This is a genomic window from Candidatus Flexifilum breve, assembly GCF_016713355.1.
The window spans coordinates 26,206-42,352 of the sequence record NZ_JADJPI010000009.1; the positions used below are offsets into that span (position 1 = coordinate 26,206).

The 16,147-nt window shown below is 61.3% G+C and carries 15 protein-coding genes; 4 read left to right on the plus strand and 11 right to left on the minus strand.

Annotation, left to right across the window (positions count from 1 at the left end; translation table 11 throughout):
• Window positions 1–139: 139 nt before the first annotated feature.
• Window positions 140–541: a hypothetical protein gene (locus IPK17_RS08960; protein ID WP_343417348.1), complete on the minus strand. Its 402-nt coding sequence runs from the start codon at window positions 539–541 to the stop codon at window positions 140–142.
• The gene (locus IPK17_RS08965) at window positions 538–1,293 is read right to left on the minus strand and encodes a hypothetical protein (protein ID WP_343417349.1); all 756 of its coding nucleotides are present in this window, start codon (window positions 1,291–1,293) and stop codon (window positions 538–540) included. Before IPK17_RS08965 ends, IPK17_RS08960 begins: the two co-directional genes overlap by 4 nt.
• A 219-nt stretch (window positions 1,294–1,512) precedes the next feature.
• Here IPK17_RS08965 and IPK17_RS08970 point away from each other — a divergent pair, with 219 nt between their 5' ends.
• Entirely contained in the window at window positions 1,513–3,831 is a 2,319-nt protein-coding gene (locus IPK17_RS08970) for a hypothetical protein (RefSeq protein WP_343417350.1), read from the plus strand.
• 142 nt (window positions 3,832–3,973) lie between these two features.
• Here IPK17_RS08970 and IPK17_RS08975 read toward each other — a convergent pair whose 3' ends face one another.
• Window positions 3,974–4,339, minus strand: a complete 366-nt coding sequence (locus tag IPK17_RS08975; protein WP_343417351.1) for an ester cyclase — start codon at window positions 4,337–4,339, stop codon at window positions 3,974–3,976.
• A 308-nt stretch (window positions 4,340–4,647) separates the two neighbouring features.
• On the opposite strand from IPK17_RS08975, the gene IPK17_RS08980 reads away from it, so the two are divergent.
• Window positions 4,648–5,427, plus strand: a complete 780-nt coding sequence (locus tag IPK17_RS08980; protein ID WP_343417352.1) for a hypothetical protein — start codon at window positions 4,648–4,650, stop codon at window positions 5,425–5,427.
• A gap of 236 nt (window positions 5,428–5,663) precedes the next feature.
• On the opposite strand, the gene IPK17_RS08985 is transcribed toward IPK17_RS08980, so the two are convergent.
• A complete protein-coding gene (locus IPK17_RS08985) occupies window positions 5,664–7,547 on the minus strand; it encodes a hypothetical protein (RefSeq protein ID WP_343417353.1) in 1,884 nt (627 codons plus the stop codon).
• Window positions 7,548–7,658: 111 nt separating this feature from the next.
• The gene (locus IPK17_RS08990; RefSeq protein ID WP_343417354.1) at window positions 7,659–8,120 is read right to left on the minus strand and encodes a hypothetical protein; all 462 of its coding nucleotides are present in this window, start codon (window positions 8,118–8,120) and stop codon (window positions 7,659–7,661) included.
• 150 nt (window positions 8,121–8,270) lie between these two features.
• Here IPK17_RS08990 and IPK17_RS08995 point away from each other — a divergent pair, with 150 nt between their 5' ends.
• Entirely contained in the window at window positions 8,271–9,257 is a 987-nt protein-coding gene (locus IPK17_RS08995) for a glycoside hydrolase family 5 protein (protein ID WP_343417355.1), read from the plus strand.
• Here the strand turns inward: IPK17_RS08995 and IPK17_RS09000 are convergent.
• From IPK17_RS09000 to IPK17_RS09025, 6 genes are all read right to left on the minus strand, one after another.
• A complete protein-coding gene (locus IPK17_RS09000) occupies window positions 9,244–10,188 on the minus strand; it encodes a formylglycine-generating enzyme family protein (protein WP_343417356.1) in 945 nt (314 codons plus the stop codon). The genes IPK17_RS08995 and IPK17_RS09000 overlap by 14 nt on opposite strands.
• A gap of 2 nt (window positions 10,189–10,190) precedes the next feature.
• Window positions 10,191–10,952 (minus strand): hypothetical protein, encoded by a 762-nt coding sequence (locus tag IPK17_RS09005; protein ID WP_343417357.1) that lies wholly within the window; start codon window positions 10,950–10,952, stop codon window positions 10,191–10,193.
• Window positions 10,953–11,046: 94 nt separating this feature from the next.
• A complete protein-coding gene (locus IPK17_RS09010; RefSeq protein ID WP_343417358.1) occupies window positions 11,047–11,331 on the minus strand; it encodes a DUF427 domain-containing protein in 285 nt (94 codons plus the stop codon).
• 85 nt (window positions 11,332–11,416) lie between these two features.
• Complete coding sequence (locus tag IPK17_RS09015) at window positions 11,417–12,808, minus strand: NAD(P)/FAD-dependent oxidoreductase (RefSeq protein WP_343417359.1); 1,392 nt, start codon at window positions 12,806–12,808, stop codon at window positions 11,417–11,419.
• Window positions 12,809–12,912: 104 nt separating this feature from the next.
• Window positions 12,913–13,896, minus strand: coding sequence for a zinc-binding dehydrogenase (locus IPK17_RS09020; RefSeq protein WP_343417360.1), 984 nt, complete (start codon window positions 13,894–13,896; stop codon window positions 12,913–12,915).
• A gap of 379 nt (window positions 13,897–14,275) precedes the next feature.
• The gene (locus tag IPK17_RS09025; protein WP_343417361.1) at window positions 14,276–14,989 is read right to left on the minus strand and encodes a M50 family metallopeptidase; all 714 of its coding nucleotides are present in this window, start codon (window positions 14,987–14,989) and stop codon (window positions 14,276–14,278) included.
• Between the two features lie 62 nt (window positions 14,990–15,051).
• Between IPK17_RS09025 and IPK17_RS09030 the strand changes: the two genes are divergently transcribed.
• On the plus strand, window positions 15,052–15,942 hold the full coding sequence (locus IPK17_RS09030; RefSeq protein ID WP_343417362.1) for a TIM barrel protein: 891 nt from the start codon (window positions 15,052–15,054) through the stop codon (window positions 15,940–15,942).
• Window positions 15,943–16,147: the final 205 nt, after the last annotated feature.

Genomic DNA, 16,147 nt, shown 5'->3' on the forward strand with positions numbered 1-16,147 from the left:
ACAACCGGGCAGACACATCGGTCTGCCCCAACACAAGAACATTCGGCAGCTTACTTTGAGCATTGCGGGGAGGCGCTTGCGCCTTCCTTCGATTCCCCCGCTGCCCTATAGAGTCAACTCAAAGAAGGGAAGGCCGTATTTATCCCGCCGCGCCGGTCATGATGCTGCGCACAGTGATCGCGGCGATCAGCGCGAAGCCCCAGATATAGCTGCCCATCGCCGGACGTTTGGTGGCAGTCTTCTCCACAAAGATGAAGAACGGCAGCGAGAGAATCGCGCCGAGGCCGTAGATCAGGTGGACTTCGTCATGTGGGCGCGCGTTGATACCGAAATACATGAGCGCGCCCATGCTCGCTTCGACCACAGTCAGAGCGGCGACGGCATACACGGCCCGCCGAAACCACGGCGTCACGTCGCCATGCCGGATTAAGCCGATGTAGATCGCCACAACAAAGCCGATCAAGCCGATGAGGAGCATCCCGCGGCTGACGAAATAATGCGCCTGCCGCAGAAACAGGTAAAGTTCGACGCTGATCATCATGCGGACGTGCCCTCCGCGGCTTTGCGGTGCTTGGGCGTCTTGGCGTCTTCTGGCACATTCACGGTCAGCGAGAAGCCGATGAAGATCAGAATCACGCCGATCATCTCGCCCGCGTATTTGAGTTCAGTCAGGTTGAGGCGGATGAGCGCGCCGCCGAGCGCCGGGAACAGCCCCCCCGCGGCAATCAACCAGTTACCATAGGCACGATTGGCCATGATGTTCTTACGCCGGAACAGCCACGCCGAATAGATCGCGCCGCCGACGAGCGCCAGCGTCCCCCAGATGTTCATCACAGGGACGAAGCCGCGCACGCCGCCCTTCTGCATCACGTCATTGATGATCGTCACCATGTCGATGCCGGGACGCCATGCGTCGCCGTTCATCGGCGTGAGGAAGAGCGCCCAGGGCAGCGTCATCGCACAGATGAGGATGAGCGCCATTTGAATGTTGCGGGCGATGCTGCCGCGCCGCACCAGCAGGTAGACTGTCCCCTGACCGAGCCACGGCGCGACGGCCAGCGCGCCCGACCAGTACCACAGCGCGAAAAAGGTGGGGCTCCACACGAATGACAGCACGACCTGCGCGAACGCGCCGATGAAATACAGCGCTAAACCAATCGACCACGCCAGCAAATGCGGCCGCTGTTTGCCTTCCGAGCGCGCCGCCCACCAGCGTTTGAACACCACTCCAGCAAAAATGGCGCTGATCACCGTCGTGATCACCGACAAGACGAGCGGAAGTGTGATCGGCATGAGGTTACTTCCTGTGAATTTCTGAACAAAGATGACGCAGGAGTTTAGCAGATTTTTGTAGATTTTTCACGTCGAGTGTCACCGCCTGCCACGGATGTTCATCCTCATGCCGGGTTGGCATGATTCGCTCCAGACCCGATGATCTCTCGGCATGGCAGCATCCGATCTTGTGACGATAGGTTAAATGCGGTAAGTTTCTATCGGTTGATAGGAGTCACTATGCCCGATTTACAACAACGCATCGACGAATTACGCCAGGCTGTGCAAAACTTACCGCCCGATGCCGACGCGGGAGCCATCACCGATCTGGAACGGCGGGAGCGCGCGCTGCTCTCGGACGCCAAGAGCACCCCGCTTGAGTCGGCAGCACAGGGGTTATTTGCCGAACTGGCGCGGCTGAGCAGTCCGACCTCACCCGTCGCAGCGACGGTGCGCGGCTTGATTCGGCGCGCCCGCATTCGCATCGAGATCGCGGGGGACGACGATGACGTCGACGAAGCGATTGATATTCTCGCGGAGGCCTTGGGCTTGAACCCGCTGGACGGCGATGTAATCGCCCTGCTGGAAGACGCGGGTCGCCACAGCGCGCAGGCGCAGCAGCGCGTCAATGACCTGTTTGTGCGGCACGGAGTCGTGCGCACGCCGCCACCGCCGCCCCTCCGTAAATGCACCTCCCACCCCTCTCGCCCGATCATCCAGACGCAGGAAGAAATGCCGCGCATACCCACGGGCAATAGCGGGAATACGGCGAGCACGGTGCCGCCGCTACGCGCGACCGGGACGATGCCGCCTGCCAGCTCGGAACCGCGCCGCCTGTCGTCCGCGCCTTCCGGCGATGTCGACTCGCTGCTCTCCGAGATGACGCAGGCCTACTATGCAGGCGATTATCAGATCGTGGTCGACCTCGCCAACAAAGTCCTGAGCTTTCAGGCAGGCAACCCGACCGCGTCGGAGTACCGCCAGAAGGCGGAGGACAATCTGATTCGCGGTGTCGTGCCGGATCACCGCATCCCGTTTGATGCGCGCGTATCCTATAACCGCGCGAATTCGTTGGTGCGCGCGGGCAACTACGACGAAGCCGAACGCCTGTACCGCGAAGCGCGGGATCTGGCGGAACGCGCAGGCATCCTCTCGTGGAAAGACGCCGAACAGGCGCTGCTGGATATTCAGGATCTCGCGCTCGCCCGCGAAATGATCAACGAGGGCGACCGCCTGATGGCGAACGACCAGTGGAACGAGGCGCTGCGCAAATACGAAGGCGCGCTCCGCGTCGTCGCCAATGATCCCTCGGCGGAAGAACGCATCGACAAAATCCGCCGCATTCAGGGCGATACCGAAGGCGCGAACGCCCAATTGAGCATGCTCGGCGGCTCGCTCAGCGATCAGGTGGCGCAGCTCCAGAACATCATCAACATCGTCGCGCGGCTGCGACAGTTGCTGCCGAACAGCGCGCGCTTGCAGGCGCTCTCGCAGGAGACCAATAACCGCCTCAACGGGCTGAAGAGCCAGATACACGATCAGGCGAATTCCGCGCTCAGCCGCGCATCATCCGCTTCGACCGTCGAGGAACGGTTGGCGCTCACCAACGAGGCGCTGACCCTGCTCGATCTCGGCGCGAAGCTCGACCCGAGCGATCAGCCGATGGGCGAAATGCTCTCGACCGCGCGCGCTTCCGCCGCCGATATGCAGCGGGCGCGGCAGGTGGTCGAACGAGCGGCGCAGCATATCGCGCAGAACTACGATAACGAACTGCTGCAAGCGCGCTCCATGCTCAGCAGCCTGATGAATTATGCGCAGGACAGCCGCTATCGCGCGGTCGTCAATGATCTGCTCACGCGCTACATCGAACGCGCCGTCGCCGCCGTGGAAGATGGCGACATCGAAGAGGCGCAGGCGCTGCTGCAAACCATGCGCGATGAGCCGTTCAACATCCTGGGGCGGCGCTCGGAAGTCAACCGCATCGAGTCGCAAATCCGCGCGCTGCGCCAGCGCCATCAACTGCGCTTGGCGGGCATCGGCGGCGTGGCGATCATCATCATTCTGCTGATGGCGTGGTTCACGCGCCCGACGTGGGAAGCGGTCTTCTTCCCCTCGCCGACGCCGACCGCGACCGCGACGTTCACGCCGTCCAGCACGCCCACCGCCTCGCCGACGCCGACCGCGAGCGATACGCCCACGTCAACCTTCACACCGTCCAGCACGCCGACGGCCAGTGACACGCCGACCTCCACCTACACGGCGACGGCCACCTTCACCGCCACCGATACGCCCTCGGTCACGCCGACGCCGCGCTACATCTGCCGTGGGTTTGCCGTGCAGAACACCAACCTGCGCACCACGCCGGACTTAGCCGCGAATCCGTTCGCGCAGATCCCGGCCTCCACCGTGATCAGCATCCTTGGTCAGGAGCGCGATGCGGGGGGCAATCTGTGGTTCAAGGTCAATGTGGACGTGCAGGGCACGCTGGTGCAGAATGTGTACATCCCGTCGGAACGCGTCATGCAGTTACAGGGCGAGACCTGTCCGGCGTTCCCGTAGGGAATAAGAGGTTTTCAGTTTACAGTTCACAGTGGACAGTTAAATACTGTTCGCTGTGAACTGTTTTTGTTTGACCTCAACCCTCAATCCCTCTCTCCTCTGGGAGCGGGGTCGAGGGTGAGGCTGCTTTTATGCCTCGTTCCTACGAAACCTGTTCCTCAAAGCTCTTGCTGCTGGACTCAAATTCATCACGAAACACTTTACCATCACGGAAATGCAGAATGGTGATCCCGGTCGCGCTGACGGGTTTGCCCGTGCCCCCGTGGGTGCCGCTCATCGTCCAGCGGTAGGCGACCGTGTCGCCTTCGGCGATCATGTCGCCGAGGGTGGCCTTAAGGTCGGGGACACTTTGACGATACGCCAGAATCGCTTGTTTCAAGTCCGCCAGAGTCAGATCTCCGAGGTGATAATCCGGAGAGCAGACTTCGTCAAAGATCGCAACATCGCCGTTCCATGCATCGACAGCGAACCGTTTAGCCACCCGTTTGAGTTCTTCCACAGATGCCATAGTATCGATCCTTTCGGTTTGGCGCCCCAAAAAGGACGCTCAAATAATATTTTATATCCGAATTTCTGGCCTGTAACACTTTCCTGTGAGTGCTCCACGAATCGGTGCCCTGAGCGCCGTATCCGGCAAACAGTCGAATCTGAGGGGGTAGGGGCGCACGGCCATGCGCCCCTACGCGCCCATGACGCTGCGCCTACGCTCAGCCTACCTACGGCTTTTGTCCCATGTGTGGGAATTAAGTTTGTCATTTAATGCCAAGTATCAATCGAATCGACAGCTAAGCCGTCGATGTAAGGAGTATGAACCTCATGCTGCATAAATGGACGCTGATCATCAGCTTGCTGCTGCTGGCAGTGACACCCGCCTTCGCGCAGGAAAGCGAACCGCCGACCGTCACGGTGGCCGATTTCAGCTTTCCGCTCGACCCCACGTTCGCGGCGAACGTGAATATCACTCAGTATCCCGGCGACTCGCCGGAATTTGGCCCCGGCTTCGCGGACGCGCCGCACGTTCGCTTCGATTTCTACACAGAGTTGGGGCTGCCGGACACCGCCTTTGACAGCATCGCCGGGGTGCGCCTGTATAACGTTGCCGAACTCGCGGACTATCCGTGGCTGGCGATGCAGGCGGACGCGCTCAAGGCGCTGATCGCCGAGCGCCCCGACCTCAGCCAGTGGGATCGGCGCGACGAAACCGGCGCGTATTTCGACGTGCTGCCGTACATCCCCACCCTGCCGCATGGGCAGATTCTGCGGGCGCGGCTGCACTATGTCGAAAGCGCAGACGTGAGCGGCATTGCCTACATCACGTACAGCAATGCGTCGCCGGAACCGTTCCTCGCGAACATGTTCACCTACACCTTCCAGGGGGTGAGCGCGGATGGAGAGTGGTACATTTCGGCGAGCTTCCCGATCACCGCGCCGATGTTCCCGACCGAACCGGAACCCGTTGAGCCGGATGTGTTCTATGGGCAGTGGCCGCAGTACGTTACGGAGACCATCGCTGCGCTGGAACAGGCCGCGCCGAGCGACTTCGCGCCGTCGCTGGCCGCGCTGGATGCCTTCGTCGGAACCTTCAATTTCGAATAAGGCCGCGTTCTGACCCCACCCCCGCCCCGAATTCAGGGCGGGGAGACAATATCGCTCGCAACGCCTCTCCTTCTCCTCCCCGCTTGCGTGGGCGAAGGAAACCCTCGTTTCATTGAGAAGCATATCCCCTGTTAGGCTAGGAAGTATGGGGTTTTTGACACGCTCAGAGGGGCCGATTTCAAGTGATTATACGGTGCCTCAGCGTAAACCAAAGTTGGAACGATTCGTTCGCAGTGTTATGGTTTGGCCGCGTCGAGCAGTGACCAGTCCGTCAAGCTGCGCAGCACTTCTAGACGAAATGCCGTGGGCCACGCTACCAACCACTGGGACACATTGAATGGGTTGCCCCACCGTGTGTGATAGAAACCCTCATCCTGACTGCCAACCGGACGTAGTTTGCCCATGACGCGCAGTTGGCCATCGGATACGCCCAGCATCCCATTCGACCACACCGCCTGCGCACGCTGTTTCCATACCGGATTTCCTGTCAGATCGGCAAGTTGGAGCCAGGCATCCAGAAACGACAGGGCGTAGGGATCGATATGGTGGTGCTGGGTCGAAACCGAGGTTCCGCCGAATGTGTCGTAGGCCAGTTCCGCCAATGCCGTACCCGGCGCATAGTGAACCGTGTGCTGCCACTGCCACGAAGCCAGATAATAGGCGGCATGTTCGGCGTGTTGGAGGTATTCAGCTTCTCCGGTGAGGCGATAGAGCATAAGGGCGGAACGCAGCAGCGGGATGGCCGATTCTTTGTCAATACAATGCGTGTCGAGCGCTCCGGCGGCGGTGAACCCCTGCTTGATCAGCCCGGCCATGTAGAAGGCGAAGGCGCGTTTTGCCGCGGTGAGATACTCGTCTTGGCCCGAAAGCTGAAAAGCCGTGAGCAGCGGCGGCACGAGAAAGCACCCGGTCGTACCGTCCGTCGCCGCACAGGTCCCGTCATTGTGCCACGCGCGACCTAAATTTCCGTCTTCAAACTGGTGTTTGACGAAGAAATCGCAGATGCCGAACGCCAATGTTTGATAGCCGGGGCGCTCAACGCCACACCGTGCCGCCAGTTCGTGCGCCTCAAAGAAATAGGTCGCTGCCCCGCCAAGATTGCAACCATCCTGCAGGTTATCTTTGGGATGCTCAAGACCAATCAACGGGTCAAAGTGGCAGCAGAACAGCCCGTTGGCCAGCGGGGCATACGCCGCCCACGAGTCGAGCGCCGCCAGCCCTTTGTCCAGCGACGCTTGATTGCCGCTGCGCAGATAATCGAACAGCAGCGCATTCGCGAGCGAGGCATTCTGCCCACACCAACCAATTTCGTATTTCATGTCGGGGCTTTGCGACCAGTCGTGGTCCTCCCACGCCAAGCCGATAGAGAAACCCTTGAAGTGACGTTCTTCCGCCCATAGGCTCTCTGTCGCATACTGGATACCCCAGTTCCACAGTTCTTCGCAGGTAAACCGCGGTTGATGCTGGTATTCGTGCTGCTGCCAGGCGATATCCAGCATCGTTCGCCACGCCTGACGCGGTTCCTGCACCGGGGTGAAGACCAGATACGCGTGGAGACTGATCACCGCGCCGGCTTCGAGGGTGGCAGCCGTTTCGTAAGCTGCTGCGTATTGGTCACGCGCGCTGTACACGCGCGGCGTCTCCACTTCCGGCCACAGCAGTCGATGCGTCACCTGCTGGTCAGCAGGGTGCAGCGAACAGGAGCCAGTGAAGCCTTCCGCGGCTAACAACGCCACCGACCAGTCGTCATTCTCGGAATAGGTCGCGCCGCACACCGCCACCCGGTGATAGGCGAACGTCCACGGTTCGCCGTCGACCGTGAAGCCTTTGACATCCTGTCCCGGCCCCCACGGATTGCCGTTGTAGGAGACGGAGGGGATCAGCCCGTAGGTCATGGGGCGGGGGACTCGGAACTCCATCAGCAACCGAACGTTGGTGCTGGACGAGCTGACCTGAAAGTGCCGCACCCACGAAAAGACACCGGCGCCAATTTGAGTGAGCTCATCCGTCGCCGTGATGTGATCATGCGTAAACGGCAGGATGATCCCGATGGGTAGGTGATCCGCGTAGAATGTGGTTGTTTCGTGGTTGGACTTCCATTCCCAGCGCTGCGCACCCATTGACTGTCATCTCCAAATTTCAAGTTTCGCCGAGTCAGTAAAGCTGCTGATCATAACGAAGCTTTGCGCCTTGGGCGACCCAAGGTCAGTGGGGGTAACAGCCCTCCGCGCTTACATTTCGCGCGTGCTGCGCTTCTGCTGCATCAACTGCGCGACCGTCATCTCGTCTTCGTTGAGGTGCTGCGCTTCCAGTTCGGCCAGCTCTTCCTCGTCCAGCACGCTGAGCAAGCGCTTGACGCGCATTTCCCGCGTCCGCTTGATCTTCTCGCTCTCGCGGGCCGACGCAACCGCCTGACGTTCAGACACGTCGTTCTTGGCGCTTTCCCAGATGGCGATCGTCGCGCCCATTGCACAGCACAGCGCTAGAAAGAGGATGACGAAAATCGCGATCTGCATGCCGCCGTCGACAAATTGGGTATTGGCAATCTGCGTTACGATCTGCTCCGTCGTGCCGGGGATGGTTTGTGGCGCGCCCTCCGTCCACACCGTATAGCGCAGCGCCGCCAGTAGCCGATCAACCGAGAACGCCGCGGCTGCCCAGATTCCCAGTGTGGCTAACATCCGTTCGCGCATGGTCTTCGCTCCCATTTCCTGAAGTTATGTTCATAATACGCAATTTTGCGACGATCCGTTGCACAACTACTCATGTGGATCGCCTAGCCGGAATTCGACTGTCCGCGCTATGATGAGATGATCGCGCCAACAGAGATAAAGTGGTGAACTATGCTGCGCAAACTAATCGTATTGCTCGTGCTGCTCGTGGGGGTTGCGCCGACGGTCTCGGCGCAATCATCCGCGCCGCTGCCTGTCGAGCGCTGTGTCAACCTTGGCAACATGCTCGAAGCGCCCAATGAGGGCGAATGGGGCTTGAGCGTCGAGGAGTACTACTTCCAGACCATCGCCGATGCGGGCTTTGATGCGGTGCGGATCCCGACCAAGTGGTCTGGGCACGCGGATTTCGAGCCACCCTATACCATTGACCCGAACTTTTTCGCGCGTATGGATGAGGTGATCGGCTGGGCGCTGGACGCCAATCTGACGGTGATCCTCAACATTCATCACTATGATGAACTGGCGTGGGAACCGGAAGCGCATTTAGGGCGCGTGCTGGCGCTGTGGGATCAGATCGGCGCGCATTACGCCGACTACCCCGATACGCTGATCTTCGAGGCGATGAACGAGCCGAACAGCGCGCTCACGCCCGAACTGTGGGACACCATGCAGCCGCAGGTGATCGCCGCGATCCGCGCGACCAACCCCGAGCGCACGATCATCGTCGGCGGGGGCTACTGGAATTCGCTGGATGGGCTGCTGGAAATGGCCATCCCGCAGGATGATCACCTGCTGGCGACCTTCCACTTCTACGATCCGTTCGAGTTCACGCATCAGGGCGCGGAATGGGTCGAAGGGATGGATGTGTATCTCGGCACACTGTGGGGCAGCGCCAGCGATCTGGCGTTTATCACGGAGCGGCTGGATCTGGCGGGCGACTGGAGCGCGCGCACTGGCATCCCCGTGCTGATGGGCGAATTCGGCGCGTATTCGCGCGCAGATCAGGCGTCGCGGCTCAAGTGGACGGCCTTCGTCCGCGAGACCGCGGAAGCCGAGGGGCTGGGCTGGTGTTACTGGGAATTCGGAGCCGGGTTCGGCATCTTCGACACGGGCACGCGCCAGTACAACGACCTGCTGCCGACGCTCATTCCGGAATAACGGGCGCAGCGCCGAGCACCACGCGCAATCCCCGCCCGCTGAAACGGCTGGCGGGGAGGCTGCCCGCCCGAAACGCACACTGCGCGACCAACGGCGCATCGTCCCATGAGCCGCCGCGTACCACGCGCACGGCCTGCCCGCTCACGCCGAGGTTGTATGGGTGGGCGTGCTCATTCAAGCACCATTCCCACACATTCCCACACAGATCCTGCACGCCAAAGGGACTCGCCGCCTGCGGGTACAAGCCGACAGCGGTCGTGTGCGGCAGGTATGTCGCGCCCTGACCGCCGCTCACTTCGTCGACGTTGGCATAGCCCGCTCGATACTCATCCCCCCACGGATACACGCGACCATCAATACCCCGCGCCGCTTTCTCCCATTCCCATTCGGTCGGCAAACGAATCGATCCGGCGGCCGGGCGGCTGCTGGCGGGCAGCAGCGCATCCAGCCAGCGGGTGAACGCGACTGCCTGCCACCACGACACATTCTCGCGCGGGTGATTCGCGTATTTGAACCACTGCGTGGTCATGGGCTGCTGAACGAGGTCGACCCACCAGCGCGGATCGCTGTAACCGTCCGGCGCGCTGAGAAACGCCTCGAACTGCGCGTAGGTGATGGGGTACTGGGCGATCCAGAAGGGGGCGAGGTCCAGTTGGCGCTGCTGATCGCCGAGGCCATAGCGAAAGGTGCCCGAGGGAATCGCGATCCACTGGATATCGGGTAAGCCATCGGCGCGTAAGCCGACGCCGGGACGGGGATCCGCCGCGGCAAGCTGCTGGCCCCACGCCGCGCGCTCACGTGGATCCCGCCGCGCCAGTTCAGCGTTGAGGCGGGCCGCCCCATCCGGTAAGGTGAGCAGCGTCCGCAGCGCCGCCAGGGCGTTGGCGGTGGGCACGGTCAACGCCAACCGGACGAGCTGATCGGTATCCATCGTTATGAATTCGCGCTCAATCGATCGACTTCCCAGCGTGACGGAAAGACGCGCAGCCCCCACTGCGGAAAGCCCGCGCGGATTTGTGGCACACTGCACCGATTACAGCGTTCGTCGGTCAGATGCACGCGGAAGCTGTCACTGGTCGTGGGATCGAGCACGGGCGCGTAGAACTCGCGGTAGCGGCGCGGCTCATCCATGACGGTATAGGTCATCCCCGCGATCATCTCGCCGATGGAGAGGTTGACCCACACATTTGACGTGGCGTCGAAGGTCTCGTACTGCCGCCCGACCAGCACTTCCATGATGCCATGCCAACCGCCATCGGCCAGCACAAAACGCCATGTTAAGCCGAAAGCGTCGTAGATCTGCGATTGGGCGAGCGAATACGTGCCGCAGTGCGCGGTCGACGACTGCACGAAGTCGAGCAGCGTGACGGGCAGCACGTCGACGACATTGTAGGGTACGTCGACATGGACGATATACATGCCAAACAGGGCGCGCAAGCGGGTTTCGTCTGCCTCGTTGAAGGCGACGACCAGCGCGTCGTGATTGGCCGTGTAGTAGTTGAGGATGCGCGCGGTCGCGGTCGCATCGTCGGTCGCGTCGCCGACGAGTTCGGCCAGCGGCGGAATCGGGATAGGCATGCCGTCGGGGATCGGGACTGCTTGAAGCGAACTCGACGCCTCAAGCGCCGTATAGACCACGCCCACAGCGGTCAAGCTGATGACCATCAGCACCAGCAGCGCGATTCGTTTCGACACCGTCCGTTTCCCCTTGTCTGTTCAGCTATGTTGGATAGTGTACCGCATTTCCATCCCGCCGCTGCCCTCGGATCTGAGTCGACTGGCTGTGCACTTACGGGGTGACTTTGACACCCTTCCAGAAGGCGATATACCCGCTGATCTGCTTGGCGGCGTCTTTCGGCGTCGGGTAGAACCACGCGGCGTCCTTGTTGATTTCACCGTTCACGGCCAGCGAATAATAGCTGGCCATGCCCTTCCACGGGCAGGTGGTGTGCGTGCTGCTGTCGGTGAAATACTGCATGTGGACCGAATCCGGCGGGAAGTAGTGGTTACCTTCGACGACGATGGTCTGGTCGCTTTCGGCGAGGACGACGTCTTTCCAAACCGCTTTAGCCATGATGGGTACTCCTGAGGCGAACTAAGTTGACTGTATTCACTTAATAGTACCCGTAGAGCGCCCAACTCTTACATAAGATTACAATTTACTCATGTATCAGCCGCGGCATGGGCGCGGATTCGCGTCCGCCGAGGGCGGGCGGCCGTGGGGTCAGCGCCTGCCGAAGCACCTTGCCCATAATGGCGGGTGTGAACAGCGAGGTCGGCGGTTTGCGCAGGTTCGACACGTCGATGAACGCGAGCGCGACGGCTTCGTCGTTGGGCAAAATGCGCCCCACCTGATCCACATACTTCTGCAGCAGGCGCGTCATCAAGTCTGGCGTGTAGCCTTCGGTCGCCGGGTAGCGCAGGTCTTCGCCGGTCGCCATCAGCCACACGGTTTGCAGGCTCGCGCCAAGGTCACGCTGGAACTTCAGGCTGAGACCCGGCGTCCCGATGCGCTTGGATTTGCAGGTCTGATCCAGCAGGAGCGCGTCCAGCGCGGCGATCGTCATGCCCTGCCCGTAGATCGGGTTGAAGGCGCACACGGCGTCGCCCACGATCAGGAAGCCATCGGGAAAACGGTCGAGTTTTTCGTAGTGCCGCCAGTGATTCTGCGTGCGCTGGTAGCCGGAAATGTCGCTGATCGGCTTGGCGTTTTTGACCGCCTCGTAGAACGCATCGGTGGGCAAGCCTTTGCTGTATTCCAGCCAACCCGCCTCGTCGAGCGGCGGGTAGTCTTTGCTCACGCCGCCGAGCGTCGCGATCCACTGGCCACCTTCCACTTCGAAAATGGCTGCGCCGCGCGTGATGTGCGGCGGTCGCGCCAGAATGAACATGATCCGCCAGTCGATAGAGGGATCTTCCGGTTTTTCGTACCAGCGCGTCGCATAGCCGACGTAGGAGTTGACGGTGCTCTCTTCCGGCGCGTTGTAACCGAGGTTGGTGAGCCAGTCCGCCGCCTTGGAGCCGCGTCCGCTGGCATCGACGATCAGATCGGCGGTGAGTGTGGTTTGCGTCCGCGCCCCGCCGCGCTCCGTCATCTGCACGCCGATCACCCGACCGTTATCCGCCGCGGCGATCAGTCCATCGACCTGCTGCCCTTCGAGGAATTTGACTTGGCAATCCTGAATCAGTCGCTGGCGGATGACAAAATCGACCAGCGCGCGGCTGCCCATGTGCGTGTGGATGCCGGTGTTGAAGCGTTTGAGCCACCCACCCGCTGTGAGATAGGCCGAGTCGGTGCCCCACTCATATTTGATCATCCCGGCGCGCTCGAAATCTAGACCGAGACCGGGGAACAACTGCTCCATGATCTCTTCGCCGCGCGCCAGCAGCGCGTGGACATGGCGGGCCTGGGGAACGCCGCTGCGCACCTCGGGCATTTCCGGGTAGTGATCCCGTTCGATGATGGTCACTTCGTCGAAGTGGTCGCTGAGCACGCGGGCGCTCAACAGCCCCGCCATGCTCCCGCCGATCACGAGCGCGCGTGTCGTCATGCTTCCCCCGGTCTACTTGTGGTGCAGTCCGCATAGGTACAGCATACGCAGGTTTGCCCCGGCGCGGATCCGTCTTTGGATGGATTGCGTGAAAATTGACGCAATTACGGCGTAATCAGTACCTTGCCGCCGGACATATGCGCCGAATATTCCGCCAAGGCTTCGGCGATCTGGTCGATGGGATAGCGCGCGCGCACGTCTGTTTTGAACGTGCCGCCGATATGCGTCTGCTCTTCCTGCCAGATGCTCTGGAGGTGTGCGGGTGAGAGCGTCGGCATCCAGGTGGAGAGCCAGAAGCCTTCGACCTGCTTGTGCCGGAAGATTAAATCGTCGAGGCCGATGGTTACGGGCTGCATGCTCAAACCACCATACACGATCATGCGACTGCCCCGCGGCATGAGGTGCAGCAGGCGTCCGGTCAGCTCACCGGCGACCGCGTCGAAGCACAGGCGCGCATTGAGCGATTTGGCCAGATCGCGAAACGTTTCTTCGAAGTTGGCGTCGTGACTGTTGAGCACATGCTCCGCCCCGAGCGCTTGCAGTTCGGCGACCGCTTCGCCGCGGCGCACAATATTGATGGTGGCGAGGCCACGTTCGCTGGCCAGCCGCTGGATCATCTTGCCGAGCGCGGAGGCGGCGGCAGTCTGCACGAAGGCGTGCTGCCCTTCGACCATGTCGACCAACGCGCGGGCGGTCAGTGGGTTGACGAGCATCATCGACGCCTGCTCATCGCTGACGTGATCGGCGACAGGGAAAGTATTGGTCGCGGGAACACGCATGTATTCCGCCCATGAACCGTCGTCAGTCCCGGCGAAGCAGGCCACGCGCTGACCGAGCCGCCCGGGGTCGACGCCCGCGCCGACGGCCACGACCACGCCGGAGGCTTCGAAGCCGGGGATGGCGGGCAGCGGCTTGCGGATGCCGTACATGCCATAGGTGAACATGACATCACTGGGATTGATGGGCGAGGCGGCGATTTTGATCAGCAGTTCGCCGGAACGGGGTGTAGGGATGTCGCGCTCCTCGACGGTCAGCAGCCCGTTGTAGCTTTTGAGGACGGCGGCGCGCATGGTTTTGGACGTGGTCATCAGGTTACCTTTTTATAAGAGCAATTGTTTGATTTGGGCGTTTTCTTTTGATCCATGACAGGGGTAAGTTCTTCATACTTCGCAATGGAACATGGGTTTCCTGTGCCATACGATTTGTAGGGGCGAGGCATGCCTCGTCCTATTTCCCCCTCTGGATTGGCTAATCCACCAATAAATCATTCCCATAAACTAAGTAGTCGAGACCCTATTCGGCGCGGTTTTGGTTCTATTTTCCACTGAGGACGAGGCATGCCTCGTCCCTACATTTAAAAACCTATCCTGGGTCGCCATTCCCCACATTCAGGGAACCGAGACAGATGGTTGTGTTCGCAGTCAGCCATATGCTCATTTTCTACCCATTATCGTCCTGTTTGGACGTTTACACTGCCTTGATGCGGCGCAAAATGCCGTAGTAGATCGCCGCGAGCAGCAGCGCCGCCGCGATGGCGCACCACAGCAGCGCCCACACGACCGGAGGCACCAGCGGCGCGATCTCCCGCGAGAAGGCCGCCGCGTCATTGCTGATGTTACCGAGCGTCGCGCCGCTGTTGTCGACCAGCGAGAACAGATCGAGCACGGCGTTGAGCGCGGTGATCATCGCCAGCACGTTCAGAATCAGCATGGCGAACCCGCGATCCGCGAAACGCCAGATCAGCACGAGTACCACGGCGAAGCCGAGCCCGACCAGAAACGCAGTCGTCAGCAGATCGGTGAACAGCAGCGTGATCACGGCGAGGAACAGCGCCACGGTCAGCGCGAGGGTTTTAGGAAAAGGCAGCGTGTTGACGAGATAGAGCAGGAGCGCCCCGAAGACCGCCGCGCCGAGATACCCCGACGGCAGGATGAACCAGCGCGCACCGCCGCTCGTCGTGGCGACGCCCGCGCCATTGGAGTAGACGACAAAATGATCGAAACGCCCGCCGGTGATCAGCGCGGCGAGGCCGTGCCCGGCTTCGTGCACAAACGTCACGAACAGGCGCAGCGGATACATCAAGAAATCGAACGCTGGCACATTCCAGAGGATGAACACAATGACCACCGCGGCCGCCGCCATCAGCAGGGCGCGCTGGCGAAATAAGGCGAGATGCAGCACGACGTTCTCTCCCATGTGCTAGAATTTGATCAACTATACGCTAGGAATGGGGATTTGTCGCTTTGGAAACCTACCCGAATGAATTTCTCCGCTTTGGCACGGTCGGGGCTCCGCAGACCGCCCGCGAGAGCGGCACACCCGCCGCGATTCTGCACATGCGCGAACTCGGCATGAGCCATCTGGAAATCGCATGGACGCAGAGCGTGCGCGTCACCGACGAAACGTGCGCGCTGATCAAGGCGACGAGCGAAAAGGCGGGCATCTCGCTCAGCGTGCACGCGCCCTACTTCATCAACCTCAACAGCCAGACCGAAGAACTGATGACCAAGAGCGACGCACGGCTGCTGGCGGCGGCGCGCGCCGGGTTCAAAGCGGGCGCGTATGACATCGTGTTCCACCCCGGCAGCTACCACAGCCAGCCACCGGAACAGGTCTACGAGCGCTGCAAGCAAAAGCTGATCGAAATCACGGGGATATTGCGCGAGGAAGGCGTCAACGTCACGCTGCGCCCGGAGACGATGGGCAAAGGCGCGATGTTCGGCACGCTCGACGAGACGATCCAGTTGGCGCGGGATGTGCCGGGGGTCATGCCGTGCATCGATTGGGCGCATCTGCACGCGCGCACGGGTGATGGCTCGTTCAACAGCTATGACGAATTCGCGGACGCGCTCCAGCGGGTGCGCGACGGCCTCGGCGAAGACGGCCTCAAGCGCATGCACTTCCACATGAGCTCGATTGCCTACACGGCCAAGGGCGAAAAGGAGCACGTGCCGCTCAACGAAGGCGACATGCGCTACCGCGAGCTGCTGCAAGCCTTCATTGATTTCGGGGTGGGCGGCACGGTCGGCGTGGAAGCGCCGCTCCCGTTCCACACGGCGGATGCGCTCACCTTGCAGGCCACCTACCGCCGCCTGCTCAAGAAGGGCGAAGAACTGGAACAGATCGCGGATTAAGCGCGACCTCAACCCACCCGCGGGTAATCACGGTCTCACGCCCATCCCCTCTCCCACAGGGAGAGGGGACTTCAAAAGGGTCTCTCTGAATTGAGAGGGGGGGGGGGGGGGGGGGGGCCCCCCGCCCCCACCGGTTTCCGGGGGGGGGGGGCCCGGCGTCACTCTGTCCACGCACGGAGCCGTTCCGCCCGAAAACCTGTCCTGC

Coding starts and splice junctions, on each gene's coding strand:
- IPK17_RS08970 (WP_343417350.1), top strand. CDS start 1,513: ATGCCCGATTTACAACAACGCATCGACGAATTACGCCAGGCTGTGCAA.
- IPK17_RS08980 (WP_343417352.1), top strand. CDS start 4,648: ATGCTGCATAAATGGACGCTGATCATCAGCTTGCTGCTGCTGGCAGTG.
- IPK17_RS09000 (WP_343417356.1), bottom strand. CDS start 10,188: ATGGATACCGATCAGCTCGTCCGGTTGGCGTTGACCGTGCCCACCGCC.
- IPK17_RS09015 (WP_343417359.1), bottom strand. CDS start 12,808: ATGACGACACGCGCGCTCGTGATCGGCGGGAGCATGGCGGGGCTGTTG.
- IPK17_RS08965 (WP_343417349.1), bottom strand. CDS start 1,293: ATGCCGATCACACTTCCGCTCGTCTTGTCGGTGATCACGACGGTGATC.
- IPK17_RS08960 (WP_343417348.1), bottom strand. CDS start 541: ATGATGATCAGCGTCGAACTTTACCTGTTTCTGCGGCAGGCGCATTAT.
- IPK17_RS08975 (WP_343417351.1), bottom strand. CDS start 4,339: ATGGCATCTGTGGAAGAACTCAAACGGGTGGCTAAACGGTTCGCTGTC.
- IPK17_RS09020 (WP_343417360.1), bottom strand. CDS start 13,896: ATGACCACGTCCAAAACCATGCGCGCCGCCGTCCTCAAAAGCTACAAC.
- IPK17_RS08995 (WP_343417355.1), top strand. CDS start 8,271: ATGCTGCGCAAACTAATCGTATTGCTCGTGCTGCTCGTGGGGGTTGCG.
- IPK17_RS08990 (WP_343417354.1), bottom strand. CDS start 8,120: ATGCGCGAACGGATGTTAGCCACACTGGGAATCTGGGCAGCCGCGGCG.
- IPK17_RS08985 (WP_343417353.1), bottom strand. CDS start 7,547: ATGGGTGCGCAGCGCTGGGAATGGAAGTCCAACCACGAAACAACCACA.
- IPK17_RS09010 (WP_343417358.1), bottom strand. CDS start 11,331: ATGGCTAAAGCGGTTTGGAAAGACGTCGTCCTCGCCGAAAGCGACCAG.